Below are 13,562 nucleotides of genomic sequence, written 5' to 3' on the forward strand. Positions count from 1 at the left end.
CTTTACCGAATTTTATTTTGCTTTGTATTCGTCGGGTGTAATTTTAAAATCTGCCGTTTTCTTACCGTCCTTATCGTAGTAAGTATAGACCATGGTTACATCCCGATCCCGAAATTCCTTTATTTCCGGAGATGTTTTCACTACACGCAATGCCCCTTCTTTGGCAGAGGTTTTAAAGGTCTCGATCTGATCCGGACTTACCGCGTCTTTGGTGTCATCCGTTAAAGTATAATTATACCTGAAAATTTTACCGGGCTGTACCGAAACACTGTCCAGGCGAACCCCATCGGCAAGGATCTGAGGTGTGGTCTTGTTGATGTTTGCCGCCACTTCTTTAAGGTCGTCATCAATTTTATCTTCTTTTTTACATGAAGTTAAAGTCACTGTAAGGCACAGCAGAGAGAAGCTGATTACATTTTTCATATTTAAATTTTTAATGATTGTTAATTAAAGATAAGAATATTTCAGGAATAAATTTAATTTACTGGTTAACAACCAAATAACTATCTAAGCAGCCATACTTGGTAAAACATAATACTATCTTTTACATTGGTATAGATTTTAGTAGTACCTTTGTATAAATTTTCTGTCATGAAAAACAGCCAACAAACTATAAATCAAGCGAATCATCACATCAATTGGTTCCAGAAGTTTCTTATAATCTGCTCCGGAGGAAACATTCACATCCTGAGAAAAACACCGAGCGAATGGAACAAATTTGCCGGAATCGGCGGCATTGTCCTGTTTACGGCAGTTTTTGCCACACTTTCCGCAGGCTACGCCATGTACACGGTCTTCGATGAGATCTGGACGGCCATCGGCTTCGGCGTCTTGTGGGGACTAATGATCTTTAACCTGGACCGTTACATCGTTTCTTCCATCAAAAAAACGGGAACCTGGTGGAATCAGGTTCTGATGGCCATTCCAAGACTGATCCTGGCGACTTTCCTGGGAATCATTATCTCCAAACCTTTAGAGCTCAAAATTTTTGAGAAAGAGGTAAACAAACAATTGAATACCATCATTCAGAGAAATAAAAAACAGCTTCAGGGAGAAATGAGCGGCCGGATTCTTCAGCAGAGCGGACCTTTTGAAACTGAAAAGAAACAGATTTCCGATAAAATTGCCTACTATCAGAAATCCTATGACTCCGCATCCGTAGAGCTGGAAAAAGAGATCCTTGGAAAACAATCCGGGTTAACCAGTGGTAAGGAAGGTTTCGGACCAAATGCCAAACGTAAGCAGGAACTGAAAGAACAGAGAAGGCTGGACCTGGAAAATTACCGCAGGCAGGCCGCTCCGCGCCTGGAGTATCTGGACAAGGAAATTTCTAAAGTTTACACCAATCTTGAAACCGAAAGAAAATCCACGGAAACATTTGAAGATAAATTCAACGGGTTTGCGGCAAGGCTGCAGGCATTGGACGAATTGGGAAAAAATTCTGCGATCATCGGATTGGCGGCAACATTTATCATGGGACTTTTTATCTGCCTTGAGATTTCGCCGGTACTGGTAAAACTAATCTCCCACGTCGGACCTTACGATTATCTCCTGGAAAAAACGGAAAACGATTTCCGTCTGTATTCAAAAGAAAAAGTAGAAAAAGGAAATGCCCTAACCGACTTCCGGATCGATGATTTTAAGGATAATCTCGGTAAATAATCTTTTACAACTCTGTTTCACCTAAAACCTCAGGGCTGGCTTTGAGGTTTTCTTATATGTATTATTTTCAAAAAAATAATATTCCTTTCATATGTAAACTGTTGACCGCAAATTTGTAAATGTTAAAAAGAGAAAGAACTACCCCGGAAGGTAGTCCTTGCCTGTTTATTTAAATACTACCCGCAAGAGTAGTTTTAATCAACTAATAATAAATATTATTACTTTACGATCAGCTTGCTTGTCTTACTGCTTTTACCGTTTGAAATCTGGATCATATAAACTCCTTTTTCAAGCTGTTGATTGATTCTATAAAGATCTTTTCCTTCCCCGGTTACAGATGGATTGGCAATTAACCTTCCTGACATATCAGAAACAGAAACTTTTAAGCCTTTTCCGTTTTTAGCTTTAATAAATACATGATCACCGCTTGCCACAGGATTCAGATAGATTACCAGATCATCATTATCCGCCTGTGTTTCGTTAGTAGCGAGAGCTGAGGATATTAAGGTGACCGAATAATCTTCTATCTGCCCATATCCTAATTGTCCGCATGGGGCAAAAGAACTCGGACTTAAAATATCAGCCAGTACACGCATTCTAAGCGGGGTATTTAGAACAGCGTTGGCAGGAGGAGTAAACGAGGCCGTAAAAGTACCGTATCCGTTTGCTGCCGAAGCTACACTATTACCGGATGCTACCAACTCGGACGATTCAAAAGTACCGTTATTGTTATAATCGATCCAAACTCTGATTGAAGGGTCTACGTCTATGACATTGATAAACCCAACCTCAACGGTTTGTGACTGGTTTACAATTAATGTTGTATGTGAGTTTGTAAGACAGGCCTTTGTAGTATAATCTATATAATAATCCGGCGCACCTGCCCATGAAGCGGCTGATTCATTATTAATCTGACCCAGTTTTACGGAAGTTGGGCCCACCAGGTACGCTCCGGCAGCACTTGAATTGGCAACTCCTGTAGGAATACATGCAGCAGCAACCGGTAGAGTGCTGACAGGTACTGCAGGAAGAGAAGTAGCAGCTTTGGATGTTGTAAGACTGCTTCTGATCAGCATAAAAAAGTCTTGAATCCTTTGTCCCTGGCCTAAAGTGAATTTCTGAGCGACAGAATTAGTATAATTCATCGTATTGTATTGTACTCCCTGATAGTTTGCCCCGGTACAGGGATTGATCTGAGTATTCGTAGGAACAGGCCATAATGTATATCCACTTCCTGCTCTTTCCGTATCGCATATCCCGTCGTCGTCGTCTTCGCATACTCCGGTCGTTGGTGGGCAACAATCAGGATCTCCGGGCTGCGCCTGATAATTCCCATCCTGAAACGTATGGTATAACCCCAATGCATGGCCGAATTCATGGGCAACAGTAGTATCATGATCGTTAGTAACCACTCCTGATTTCATAAATGATTCATAATAAGGATCTGCCGTATTGGGAAATGCTGCAAAGCCCATTAATCCGGAGTTTGGGCTTGCAAAGCCGTCAAACATACTGATGATGTAAATATTGAAATAAGAGGCTTCCGGCCAATGAGGTGCGAGACCTATAATTGCATTCCTGGAAGCACCGTTAGCCGTCTGGTACGCCATTCCCGAAGTATCATATCCTGTTAAAGAGCCTCCGTTATACCTTACAATGCCTGTAGTAGCATTACAGTTTGGATCTCTCTTTGCAAGTACCAGTCTTACAGGCAGAACTGCAGAAGTTCCAAAATCTGCAGGCACAGCATTAGTTGGCCATGCGTATGTTCCTGCATACATCTGGTTGGTACGGTCAAGCCAGGCCTGGATCTGCGCATCCGACTTATTGTAGATACTCCCGACAGCAGCTCCATCAGGATGGATTACGTGGACTACCACAGGGATTTCATAAACACCATTGACTAACTTACCTAGACCCGGAGTAATACCGTCTTTCTGATGACTCTGAATATTCCGGATAATTCTATCAAAAGCTTCTCTTAAACCTGGATTCTTCCTGTCCTGCTCTTTAATAGTCTGATCGAAACCACAGAATCTTTGCTGCTGAGCCGTTAGTGTCAAGGAGAATAAAAATGCTCCATAAATAATTGTTCTTTTCATTACTAAATTTTTATTGTAAAAATTGATGTTAATTATCCTCAAAATCTAATATCTATTTTTTTTAACCGATAGATCCGCACTCACGGCTCCGGATATAAAACTTCATATACATTTTATTTATATAACCAAAGACAGCAAAAATTTAATAAAGGTTACAAAAAATTATTTCATCTGAAAAACAATATACATAGGCAGTAATGAATCAACTGAAACAATTGAGAATACATAACATCTTAAATTAAGAGATGAAAATTTAATGGATAATATCTTCCGGCAATAATTATAAATAAAGAATCCGTCTCATAACCGAGACGGATTCTTATGCTTATTTTAAAATATTGTTGATCAGAATAGTTAATTCTTATATTGGCGGAATGACTACAAAGAATAATTCGGAGCTTCCTGCGTAATGATCACATCGTGAGGATGAGATTCTTTAAGCCCGCTTCCTGTGATCATGACCATCTTGGTTTCCGTTTGCAAAGCTTCTATATCTTTTGCGCCGCAATACCCCATTCCAGCCCTTAAGCCTCCTGTTAACTGAAAAATAACGTCCTCCAGTTTTCCTTTGCTCGGCACCCGTCCTTCGATTCCCTCCGGAACGAATTTTTTAGCCTCACTCTGGAAATATCTTTCCTTTCCGCCTCTCTTCATGGCAGAAAGGCTTCCCATTCCCTGATAGGTTTTGAATTTTCTTCCCTGGAAAATAATTTCTTCCCCCGGGGCTTCATCTGTTCCTGCTAAAAGTGATCCTAACATTACGGCTCCTGCTCCGCTGGCAATCGCTTTTACAATGTCTCCTGAAAGCTTGATTCCCCCGTCTGCAATAACGGCTATATTTTTAGTTTTGGCATATTCGTACACATTGTAAATGGCAGACAACTGAGGAACGCCTACTCCAGCGACTACTCTCGTTGTACAGATAGAACCTGGCCCCACCCCTACTTTAAGTACGTTTGCTCCGGCTTCGATCAGGTCTTTTGCCGCTTCAGCCGTTACGATATTTCCGCCTACGATATCCAGATCCGGATAGGCTTTTCTGATTTCTGAAATTTTATCCAAAACACCTTTAGAGTGGCCATGAGCAGAATCGATACCGATAATATCCACTCCTGCTTTTACCAGAGCTTCGATCCTATCTAAAGTATCTTCTCCTACTCCTACTCCTGCTCCAACGATTAACCTTCCGTTCTGGTCTTTATTGGCATTAGGGTATTCGAGCTGATTGTCAATATCTTTAATAGTGATTAAACCTACCAGCTTATTTTCGGAATCCACGATCGGAAGCTTTTCCACTCTGTTTTTAAGAAGGATTTCCTTGGCTTTTTCAAGGTTGGTATTTTTATCTGAAGTGATCAGGTTTTCTTTCGTCATGATCTCTTCCACTTTCATGTTAAGATTTTCCTGATATTTTACATCCCTGTTGGTAATAATCCCGATCAATACGTTGTCCGTATCGATCACCGGCAATCCTGAAATCTTGTATTTTGCCATGAGTGCTTTCGCTTCTTCCAAGGTAGCCTCTTTGAAAAGGGTTACAGGATCAGAGATCATTCCGTTTTCGGAACGCTTTACCCGGTTTACCTGGGCAGCCTGTTCGGCAATGGTCATATTTTTGTGAATAAAACCTAAACCTCCCACTCTTGCCAGGGCAATCGCCAGCTCAGCTTCCGTTACGGTATCCATAGCAGCGGAAACGATCGGAACATTCAACGTAATTTTGTCGGTAAGTCTTGATTTTAATGAAACCTGGTTAGGTAAAACTTCTGAATAAGAAGGGACTAGAAGCACGTCATCGAAAGTGATGGCTGTCTCTACAATTTTGTTATGAATAGACATCTTTACTTTCTTGCAAAATTAAGGTATTTTATCGGAATACGAAAATCCAGTTTGATAGTTTAAATAAAACTTAATAATCAATGGTTTAAATCGAAAAACCACTCCTCACGGAATGGTTTCTAACAAAATAATTTATACTTTTTAAGGCGATGGCTCACCTCTTCAGTCATTTTTTAACAGCTTTTCCATCTTCATCCAAAGATTCTATATGGGTCCGGTTGTTTTTATCCACATAAATCTGCAGGCGTACTTTTCCTTTGTTGTCACGGATAAAGATGCCTACATCGCCGTTAGCGGTTTTCCCGGCAAAGAAACGTTCGTTCCCGAGTTTTCCTTCCTCACTCAGTTTGGCAAAAGCTTTTTTATACAATACCGGATTATCAAGCTTTTTCAGGGAGTCATCAACTTTTATCAGTTGCTCCAGCGTAAAATCGTCCGGCCGGTCCCAAAGTTTTAATCCGTATACTCTTCCTTTTTCCTTTCCTACGGCTTCCGAATACTGCAACTGCATAATCTGGTCCGTATTTCTCTGGTCTACCGAATATACCATTCCGGAACCTTTATCATCACCATCGTAAACAAGTCCGCCGCATTCATCACCTTTAGAATTGAAAAAAATCATTCCCGCTTCTCTTGTTCTCGGCTTCACAGCTCGATGATTAACCATTCCGGGATGCTGTCTTTCCTTATTGCTGATGACCATTTTCAGCGTTCCGTCTTTTTCGACAATATTGATCCTTTCGACATCGATTTCCTTAAAATGCTGTTCAGGGTTGCCTCTAAAGGCAAGGAAAAAGAACATCACACACAAAATAGTAAGTACTGCTCCGTATATTTTAAGGATACGTACTTCTCGGATTAATCTTTCCATAACCAATATAATTTTGGTTAAATGTAAGACTATTTATCTGATGCAGAAGCAATTAATCTGGAGATATCACCGGAGGTAAAATTTCCTTTGACATCGACGAATAAAAGTTCTTGCTTGGAGTTTATCGTGATCAGCATGTTTTTAATAGCATCTCCTTTCTGCTTTACGCGGATGTTGATCCGGTCGCCATCATGCATGATGGTTGCCCAGTCTTCATAATTGTTGTTATTCAGATAGGCTGCAAAATCCCTTAGCATGCTTTTGTCGCCATTTTCTACCGTCAGCACTTTTACTTTTGAAATCTTTTTGATGATCCGGATAACATCTTCATGATCTTCTCCGTCTTCCCGTAATGCTTTTTTAATGATGGGCTTTGCCAGGAACATCGGGAGATTCATACTCGTAAACTTCGCGCCTTTAAATTCTTCTCCAGAATCTGAAAAATATGTCATATTCGATTTTCCGGAAGATACGATGCAGGACTGCATCATCATCAATGTGCAAAGCATCAGAAAAATGGTTTTTATTATTTTCATGGTGATTCGTATTTAAAATTAATTGATCGGTTTTAAAGTTCCACCGGACATCTTGCTGATATCAGCCGTAATTTCAGGATTTCCTCTGTATTTAATAAGACCGCCTGAAGATGCTTTTGCTTTTAAAGTACGCGACGCGCTTACCGATAAGCTGGCTCCCGAAGTAGATTCTGCCTCTACATGATCTGCGCTGAAGTTTTCTCCTTTACAAACTGCGCCGCTGCTGATGTCAAAAGCTGCTGATCGTGCCTCTCCTTCAATATTTGTATCGGAACCGCTGGATCCTTTTACCGTTACATTTTTGGCATTTACCCCAACTTTGATACTTGTTCCGGAGGAAGCTTCAATCTTTGCATTATTTGAAACATCAAACATTCCCTTTACCATTGCCCCGGAGGAAGCATCAATACTCAGATTGTTTTCCTGAACCGGACTAATGGCGGTGAACAGTGCTCCCGAAGACGCTTTGATATTATCCATCCTCGGCGAAGAGACATTGACACTGATGTTTTTGAATTTCAAATTTTTCTGTCCTTTGTTATCGACATAGACTTTCAGAATACCGCCTTCAACTTTGGTAATGATATACTGAAGTTTGTCGGCATCAGCAATTACTTTCACGCTGGTCGGGTTTTCCTGCTTATAAACCAGATTAACGCCCGTACTTACCTGGATCCCTGAGAATTCCCCTACATTTCTGTTTTCCCCATTTAGATACGAAGAGGTATTTTCGGAAATCGTATTATTTCTGGAATTGGTTACCGGATTGATGTTGGTTTCCGTGGAATTGATGATTTTATTAATGTCGTTCATCGACAGTTTTCCGTCCAGTTTTATCAGGATGTTTTCTTCTCCGCCGTTGTCAATGCTGAGCAATAAGTCATCAAGGACACCGTTTTTTTCTTCCGCGGAAAGGAATTTGATCTTCGCGCCGTTGCTATTCACGGACATGATTTCACTATAGTTCAGATTGCTCAGATACGATTTAATATCTTTATTGATCTGAGCCAGCTGTTGCCCTTTTGCAGAATTTCCTTCCTGTGGCTTTTCGGCGATAAAAACTTTCAGTCCGTTAATTTTAGACAGTAAAGGTTTGATCTGGTCTAGTTCTGCATCTCCCAAATCCAGACTGCTGAGCATCCCGAACATCGGTTTGGCAATCTTAATGGTCGTCACGCCCTCCACTTCCTGATATTTATCAAAAAGCTGGTCTACTTTATCTTTCTGCCCGTACACATTGAAGAAATGTGAAAAGGCCAATGCGAATATGATGAATACTTTTTTCATGAGTCAATTTTTATTTGATTATTAGTGCCTGATCAGGTGCATAATCTTTTTTAAGGTTAATTAATAATCGTCGTCAACGACTTTAGGTTGTACTAATTTTTCACTGACGTTATTTGCAAATATTTGAAATGAATACTTAGTCACGTTTATTGCTTCTTCTACATTATCGATTCTTTTACCGTTAACGATAACGTAAGAATCTTTATAGCCGGTAGAATCAGTTTTTGAGGAATTATACACATATTTCGGCCTTCTTTCTTTTTTAAGCCTTCCTCTCTTCGGCAGGATTTCATCCAGAACATCCTTTTCCGCCATTCTGTTACCCTGAAAGACCGAATCTTTCTTGGCTTCGGCGAGAGAATCGTTCGGGTTGTTGATTGCTACCTGATGATCGCGGTTCTCTTCGATAAAATTATTTTTCTGTTGCCTGATCTGGTTTTCAACCAGCTGAGCTTTATCTTTAAGATCAGCATTATGATTAAAGATAAAACCGATACTCAAAAGTAAAACCACACTTGCCGCCATCCAGAACCATTTCGGGAATGAAGGTTTTGTTTTTGTCCCGATTGGGATAACCGGTGTGTTATTTCCCTGAGCCTCTTCTTCTTTGCCTTCCGCTTTTTTCAGGAAATCTTCAAAATCCCAGTTCATTTTATCTTCCTTAATCTGCTGGAAGATCTCATCGTATTTATCTTGAAATTTGTCTTTGCTCATAATTCATCAATTGTGAAATTTGTTCTTTTACTTTTTGTCTAGCCCGCATCAGGTTTACCCGTACCGCGTTTTCTTCCATTTCCAGCATTCCGGCAATCTCCGAAACTTCATATTCTTCAACGTCCTTTAAATGGATAACCGTCTTTTGTTTTTCCGGAAGCTCGTTGATAAAACCGATGATGTATTCCTTCAGATTATTCACCTCCATGCTGTAAAGCTCGGAACGGTGAAGCTGCATATCGGCGAAGCCCGTCTTTACTTCATGATGCTTCAGCCGGTTCAGGCACTCGTTCCGTACTGCTTTCAACGCATAGGACTTTAAGTTCCCGAACTGTGCCAGCTCCTCTTTTTTCTGCCAGAATTTAATCATCAGGTCCTGCACTACATCTTCCGCTTCGTCACTGCTCATGACAAACCTTTTCGCAAAGCGATACATCTCATTTTTGAGACTAAATACCGTATCCCTGAAGGTTTCCTGAGTCATAAGTTTTGTTTCTATAAGTAAGACAACCGAAATTCGGAAAATATTACACTGAAAATAAAAAAACTTCAAAAAATTTTGAAGTTTCTATTTTTTACCGAGAAGCTGCTTGAGAAATCCAATCTCCGTGTCTTTATCCCTTAGCCTTTGCTCATATTGATCGATTAATTTTTCCGGAAGTTGGTTCTGGTAAATAAATCCATTATTTCCACCATGAACATTATCATAATTAAATGACATGCCATCATTACTCAAAAAATCAAGGATGCTTACTTCCAAAACTTTTGCGATATCCTCCACCTGATGAAAATCGGGTTTACTTTTATCGTTTTCAAAATTGGAATAGGTTTTCTGGGAAACATTCAGCACTTCGGCAAGATATTCCTGCGTGAAGTTTTTGCCAAGTCTTGCTTTTTTTATTTTTTCAGCACAAAAGTATTTCCTTCAAAAATACATAAAATTTTTTTTAGAAAAAAAGAACGGAAAGCAGTAATATTTTACTGTATTTTCTCAATTTGTTTTTCACATCTTTGTAGAGTAATATAAAAACATTTATCTTTAATCCATTAAAAACAAAATGACTATGACGAAAAAAATTGTTTCGTGGCTTACATTTATTGCCATTTTCACCTTGAGTATACAATCATGCATACATGATGATATCTATACTTCTTCCGATCCTGCATCTGCAGACTACCATTCTAAAAGTCTTTGGAAAGAAGATGAAAAGTACATTAAAAATGTAATGAAAATTTACTCCGAACATCATGACAAAATCAAGAAATTTTCCGGAACTCCAGACTGGGATTATGCCATGAGCATGGGAAAATATGATGAATCTTTTATGGTGGTTCCCGTCATAGAAAATGGTAAAGTAGTAAATACATTGGCTTGTGCAAGGTTCGATAAAAAAGTTTACTTCCGTTATGAAAATTCCGAGACCAACAATGCTTTTTTCCAGAACATCATCTACGGAAAATATACCCGATATAAAACAGAAGCGAATAATACCAAAACAAACACACATAAAGGGATAGTTTGTATAACAAAAACGATATCCATGTGGTATCCTGATAACGAGTCTAATCCTAATGCTGGAGGTTATTGGGAAACCAACTACTATACCAATTGTTATAACTTTCTAGATTATTCCGGTCCGGGATGGGAAGACAACGGTGGCGGAGGCTACGACTACGGCGGTGGTGGAGGAAGTGGTGGAGGAAATGAAAATTCCAATCAAGATATCACAATTGATCAACTACAAAATTACCCATGTGCACATAGTATTGCCCAACAGTTACCAAATTTAAATAACAGTATTGCTTCGAATATGAGACAAATATTTCAAAATAATACAAAATATAATATTACCTTTAGGGCAAAGAGTGGATTGGGGACTACTGACGGAGAAACCTTTGCCACATATAGCACAGAATTTGACACTTTCAATGCCGTTATTAATTTAAATGATGAAGTATTACTAAATGCAACAAAAGAATATATATTGGTTACTATGTATCATGAAGTTCTTCATGCCTTTTTAAAATATCAATTATATAAATTAGGAAATACAGAATTTCAAGCACAATATCCTGGCGTAACCGTTGGATACGATTATGCATCAAATGGAACTATTACCAATACATTTACTTTCATTGAAGGACACGCACAACTAGTCCCATTTTTAACAACACTACAAAATATCGTTTCACAATACAATCCTAATCTCCCCAATAATGTAATCACAGCTATATCAAGAGCTGGTATAACAACATTAACTCCGGAACAGGCACAATTAAACAACAATGAAAGGAACACATTACTGGGAAATAACTTAGGAACAAAATGTCCATAAATTAAAATTATGAAAGTAATACTGACAATAACACTATTAATATCAAATCTATTTCTCGCACAGGAGTATCTTTTATTAGATGACCTAAAAACAAATTTTAAGATAAATGAATATACTTTAGACACTAAAGATCTTTATAATATTCAAAAAGATATCAATGTTTTTAACATATTTATTTCTAAAGAAAACATATTGCTATTATCTGTACTACCAGATCTTGATGAAAATATTCTTCCTAGAATGGACGAAAGAGGCAATAACTGGATGATTATTAATTACGACAAAATAAAAGATAAAGTATTTTCCAAAGAAAAAATGCTTAGTATGCTAAGTGATTGGAAAATGAATAATACTTCAGAAAAAAAGACTTTTCAATATAAACTTATTAAAAAAGAAAATGGCAGCTATTATGTATCTAAGAAATGTTTAACAGAATTTTTTAGTATTGCAAATTTAGAATCACCTCTTGTTTCTACATATGGTACGATTAATATTAGCGAAAAAAAGGTAACTATTCAACAAATGGAAAAAAGTTTCAAGAAACAAATTCCCAGTCAAAAATTTATCATGGATCCTCGCGATGCTGATCTCAGCAAAAATATTGATATTCCATACAGTTTCAGAAACTATTTATCAAAAGAACTACTTATAAAAGGAGAGAAAGCCTATCAATTTTGGACTTTTGATGGATGGTGGATGCAGGATGGATATGATGAACATCGCGGCATTGACAGATTTTTATATATTCCAGATAAGGGAATTGTTGGAGGATCATATGATTTTTATTTTAAATTAAAGCCAAAAAATTCATCTAACGAATATTATACCGCAACAAATGGATTATTATGGAATAACATCATCAACGAAAAAATAATGATCGCAAAAGAACTAAAATAATTAAAAAACCTCAGGATTTTCTGAGGTTTTATTTTTCAATACGCATCAAAAATATGTTTAAAAATAGCCTTATCCTCATCCGTTAAAAGCACTTTTCTTCTTGCCATTGCCCGTCCGGCAACTTCATAGGCTTTATCCAGTTTAAATTTCTCATCATCTTTAAAACCACCCCATGAAAAGTTTTCAACGTGGTTCGGCGGGAAACCTTCTTTAAAGATATTGGAGGCCACGCCAATTACGGTTCCCGTATTCAGCTGGGTATTGATGGCGGTTTTGGAATGGTCGCCCATAATCAGGCCGGCGAACTGAAGTCCGGTATCTTCAAACGCTTTGGTGCGATAGTTCCAAAGTCTTACGTTCCCGTAATTGTTTTTCATGTTGGATGAATTGGAATCTGCTCCGAAATTACACCACTCCCCGATCACGGAATTTCCGATAAAGCCGTCATGCCCTTTATTGGAATAGCCGAAAATAATGACGTTGTTTACCTCACCGCCTACTTTACAATGGGGACCGATGGTGGTTGCGCCGTAGATTTTTGAGCCTAAATTAAATTTAGAAGCTTCCCCAAGCACAATAGGACCACGAAGATGACAGCCTTCCATAACCTCCGCATTTTTCCCGATATAAATTTTCCCGGTTTTCGTATTGAGGGTAGAAAACTCGATCTGGGCACCTTCCTCGATGAACAGGTCTTTTTTATCTCCTAAAAAACCATTGGTGGAGGAAAGCTCCTGGGAAATTCTGCCTCTGGTTACTAATTCAAAATCAAAATCGATGGCTTTATGGTTGTAAGTGAATAAGTCCGTCGGCTTTTTAAAGAATACCAATTCTTCTTTGATGTCAGTCATTTTTTCGATCTGATGAAGCGAAAAGCCGTCCATATTGATCCGGGCTGCGATCAGTTCGTCTTCATAAACCAATGCTTCCCCGTGCTTCAGGTCTTTAATCTGCTGAATAACCGTTTCACTGGGTAGAAAATTGGTGACCAGAAAAAGGCTCTCCTTTTTTTCAGGTTCCGGAAATTTCTCCTGCAGGTACATTTCTGTGAAAAAAGAAATTTCCGTGTTTTCTAAAATTTTCTGCCATCTTTCGGAAAAAGTCAGGATTCCACATCGCATTTCTGCTACGGGACGGGTAAAAGTAAGCGGAAGGAAATCTTCCCAGTATTGCGCATCTGAAAATACCAATTGCATCGTTCAGTAAGTTTAAGGTTTAGAATTCAATGTTCAATGTGTAACAAAAGTACAAATAAAAAAGTCTCCCGAAATTCGGAAGACTTTAAAATATTGACATAAAAAATTATTGCGTAATCTAT

Annotated in this window: 13 protein-coding genes; 3 read left to right on the forward strand and 10 right to left on the reverse strand. The window is 38.6% G+C overall.

Going from position 1 to position 13,562, the window contains the following annotated elements; all coding sequences use genetic code 11:
• Window positions 1-12 precede the first annotated feature (12 nt).
• Complete coding sequence (locus ACED20_RS12225; protein ID WP_294236441.1) at window positions 13-423, reverse strand: hypothetical protein; 411 nt, start codon at window positions 421-423, stop codon at window positions 13-15.
• Window positions 424-591: 168 nt separating this feature from the next.
• Between ACED20_RS12225 and ACED20_RS12230 the strand changes: the two genes are divergently transcribed.
• Window positions 592-1,662 (forward strand): DUF4407 domain-containing protein, encoded by a 1,071-nt coding sequence (locus ACED20_RS12230; protein WP_378104819.1) that lies wholly within the window; start codon window positions 592-594, stop codon window positions 1,660-1,662.
• A gap of 218 nt (window positions 1,663-1,880) precedes the next feature.
• On the opposite strand, the gene ACED20_RS12235 is transcribed toward ACED20_RS12230, so the two are convergent.
• The 8 genes from ACED20_RS12235 to ACED20_RS12270 all read right to left on the reverse strand — a co-directional run bounded on the left by ACED20_RS12235 (window position 1,881) and on the right by ACED20_RS12270 (window position 9,912).
• Window positions 1,881-3,764 carry a GEVED domain-containing protein gene (locus ACED20_RS12235; protein ID WP_378104821.1) on the reverse strand — a complete coding sequence of 628 codons (1,884 nt, stop codon included), beginning with the start codon at window positions 3,762-3,764 and terminating at the stop codon, window positions 1,881-1,883.
• 378 nt (window positions 3,765-4,142) lie between these two features.
• Window positions 4,143-5,603, reverse strand: coding sequence for an IMP dehydrogenase (gene guaB / locus ACED20_RS12240; protein WP_294236447.1), 1,461 nt, complete (start codon window positions 5,601-5,603; stop codon window positions 4,143-4,145).
• Between the two features lie 166 nt (window positions 5,604-5,769).
• Window positions 5,770-6,474 (reverse strand): hypothetical protein, encoded by a 705-nt coding sequence (locus ACED20_RS12245; RefSeq protein ID WP_294236449.1) that lies wholly within the window; start codon window positions 6,472-6,474, stop codon window positions 5,770-5,772.
• Between the two features lie 29 nt (window positions 6,475-6,503).
• Window positions 6,504-7,010, reverse strand: coding sequence for a DUF4252 domain-containing protein (locus tag ACED20_RS12250; protein ID WP_294236451.1), 507 nt, complete (start codon window positions 7,008-7,010; stop codon window positions 6,504-6,506).
• Between the two features lie 18 nt (window positions 7,011-7,028).
• Window positions 7,029-8,297, reverse strand: a complete 1,269-nt coding sequence (locus ACED20_RS12255; protein WP_294236453.1) for a DUF4252 domain-containing protein — start codon at window positions 8,295-8,297, stop codon at window positions 7,029-7,031.
• Between the two features lie 60 nt (window positions 8,298-8,357).
• Window positions 8,358-9,011, reverse strand: a complete 654-nt coding sequence (locus ACED20_RS12260) for a hypothetical protein (RefSeq protein ID WP_294236454.1) — start codon at window positions 9,009-9,011, stop codon at window positions 8,358-8,360.
• Window positions 8,986-9,495: an RNA polymerase sigma factor gene (locus tag ACED20_RS12265; protein ID WP_294236456.1), complete on the reverse strand. Its 510-nt coding sequence runs from the start codon at window positions 9,493-9,495 to the stop codon at window positions 8,986-8,988. Before ACED20_RS12265 ends, ACED20_RS12260 begins: the two co-directional genes overlap by 26 nt.
• Before the next feature lie 84 nt (window positions 9,496-9,579).
• On the reverse strand, window positions 9,580-9,912 hold the full coding sequence (locus tag ACED20_RS12270; protein WP_294236486.1) for a helix-turn-helix domain-containing protein: 333 nt from the start codon (window positions 9,910-9,912) through the stop codon (window positions 9,580-9,582).
• A gap of 163 nt (window positions 9,913-10,075) precedes the next feature.
• Here ACED20_RS12270 and ACED20_RS12275 point away from each other — a divergent pair, with 163 nt between their 5' ends.
• Window positions 10,076-11,347: a hypothetical protein gene (locus ACED20_RS12275; protein WP_345766650.1), complete on the forward strand. Its 1,272-nt coding sequence runs from the start codon at window positions 10,076-10,078 to the stop codon at window positions 11,345-11,347.
• Window positions 11,348-11,356: 9 nt separating this feature from the next.
• On the forward strand, window positions 11,357-12,244 hold the full coding sequence (locus ACED20_RS12280) for a hypothetical protein (protein ID WP_294236460.1): 888 nt from the start codon (window positions 11,357-11,359) through the stop codon (window positions 12,242-12,244).
• A gap of 35 nt (window positions 12,245-12,279) precedes the next feature.
• Here the strand turns inward: ACED20_RS12280 and ACED20_RS12285 are convergent, their stop codons facing one another.
• Entirely contained in the window at window positions 12,280-13,440 is a 1,161-nt protein-coding gene (locus tag ACED20_RS12285; RefSeq protein ID WP_294236462.1) for a GlmU family protein, read from the reverse strand.
• Between the last annotated feature and the right edge of the window lie 122 nt (window positions 13,441-13,562).

It is taken from the genome of Chryseobacterium sp. sg2396 (assembly GCF_042610505.1).
GTDB lineage: Bacteria > Bacteroidota > Bacteroidia > Flavobacteriales > Weeksellaceae > Chryseobacterium.

Coding starts and splice junctions, on each gene's coding strand:
- ACED20_RS12275 (WP_345766650.1), top strand. CDS start 10,076: ATGACGAAAAAAATTGTTTCGTGGCTTACATTTATTGCCATTTTCACC.
- ACED20_RS12225 (WP_294236441.1), bottom strand. CDS start 423: ATGAAAAATGTAATCAGCTTCTCTCTGCTGTGCCTTACAGTGACTTTA.
- ACED20_RS12285 (WP_294236462.1), bottom strand. CDS start 13,440: ATGCAATTGGTATTTTCAGATGCGCAATACTGGGAAGATTTCCTTCCG.
- ACED20_RS12260 (WP_294236454.1), bottom strand. CDS start 9,011: ATGAGCAAAGACAAATTTCAAGATAAATACGATGAGATCTTCCAGCAG.
- ACED20_RS12245 (WP_294236449.1), bottom strand. CDS start 6,474: ATGGAAAGATTAATCCGAGAAGTACGTATCCTTAAAATATACGGAGCA.
- ACED20_RS12230 (WP_378104819.1), top strand. CDS start 592: ATGAAAAACAGCCAACAAACTATAAATCAAGCGAATCATCACATCAAT.
- ACED20_RS12235 (WP_378104821.1), bottom strand. CDS start 3,764: ATGAAAAGAACAATTATTTATGGAGCATTTTTATTCTCCTTGACACTA.
- ACED20_RS12280 (WP_294236460.1), top strand. CDS start 11,357: ATGAAAGTAATACTGACAATAACACTATTAATATCAAATCTATTTCTC.
- guaB (WP_294236447.1), bottom strand. CDS start 5,603: ATGTCTATTCATAACAAAATTGTAGAGACAGCCATCACTTTCGATGAC.
- ACED20_RS12250 (WP_294236451.1), bottom strand. CDS start 7,010: ATGAAAATAATAAAAACCATTTTTCTGATGCTTTGCACATTGATGATG.
- ACED20_RS12255 (WP_294236453.1), bottom strand. CDS start 8,297: ATGAAAAAAGTATTCATCATATTCGCATTGGCCTTTTCACATTTCTTC.
- ACED20_RS12265 (WP_294236456.1), bottom strand. CDS start 9,495: ATGACTCAGGAAACCTTCAGGGATACGGTATTTAGTCTCAAAAATGAG.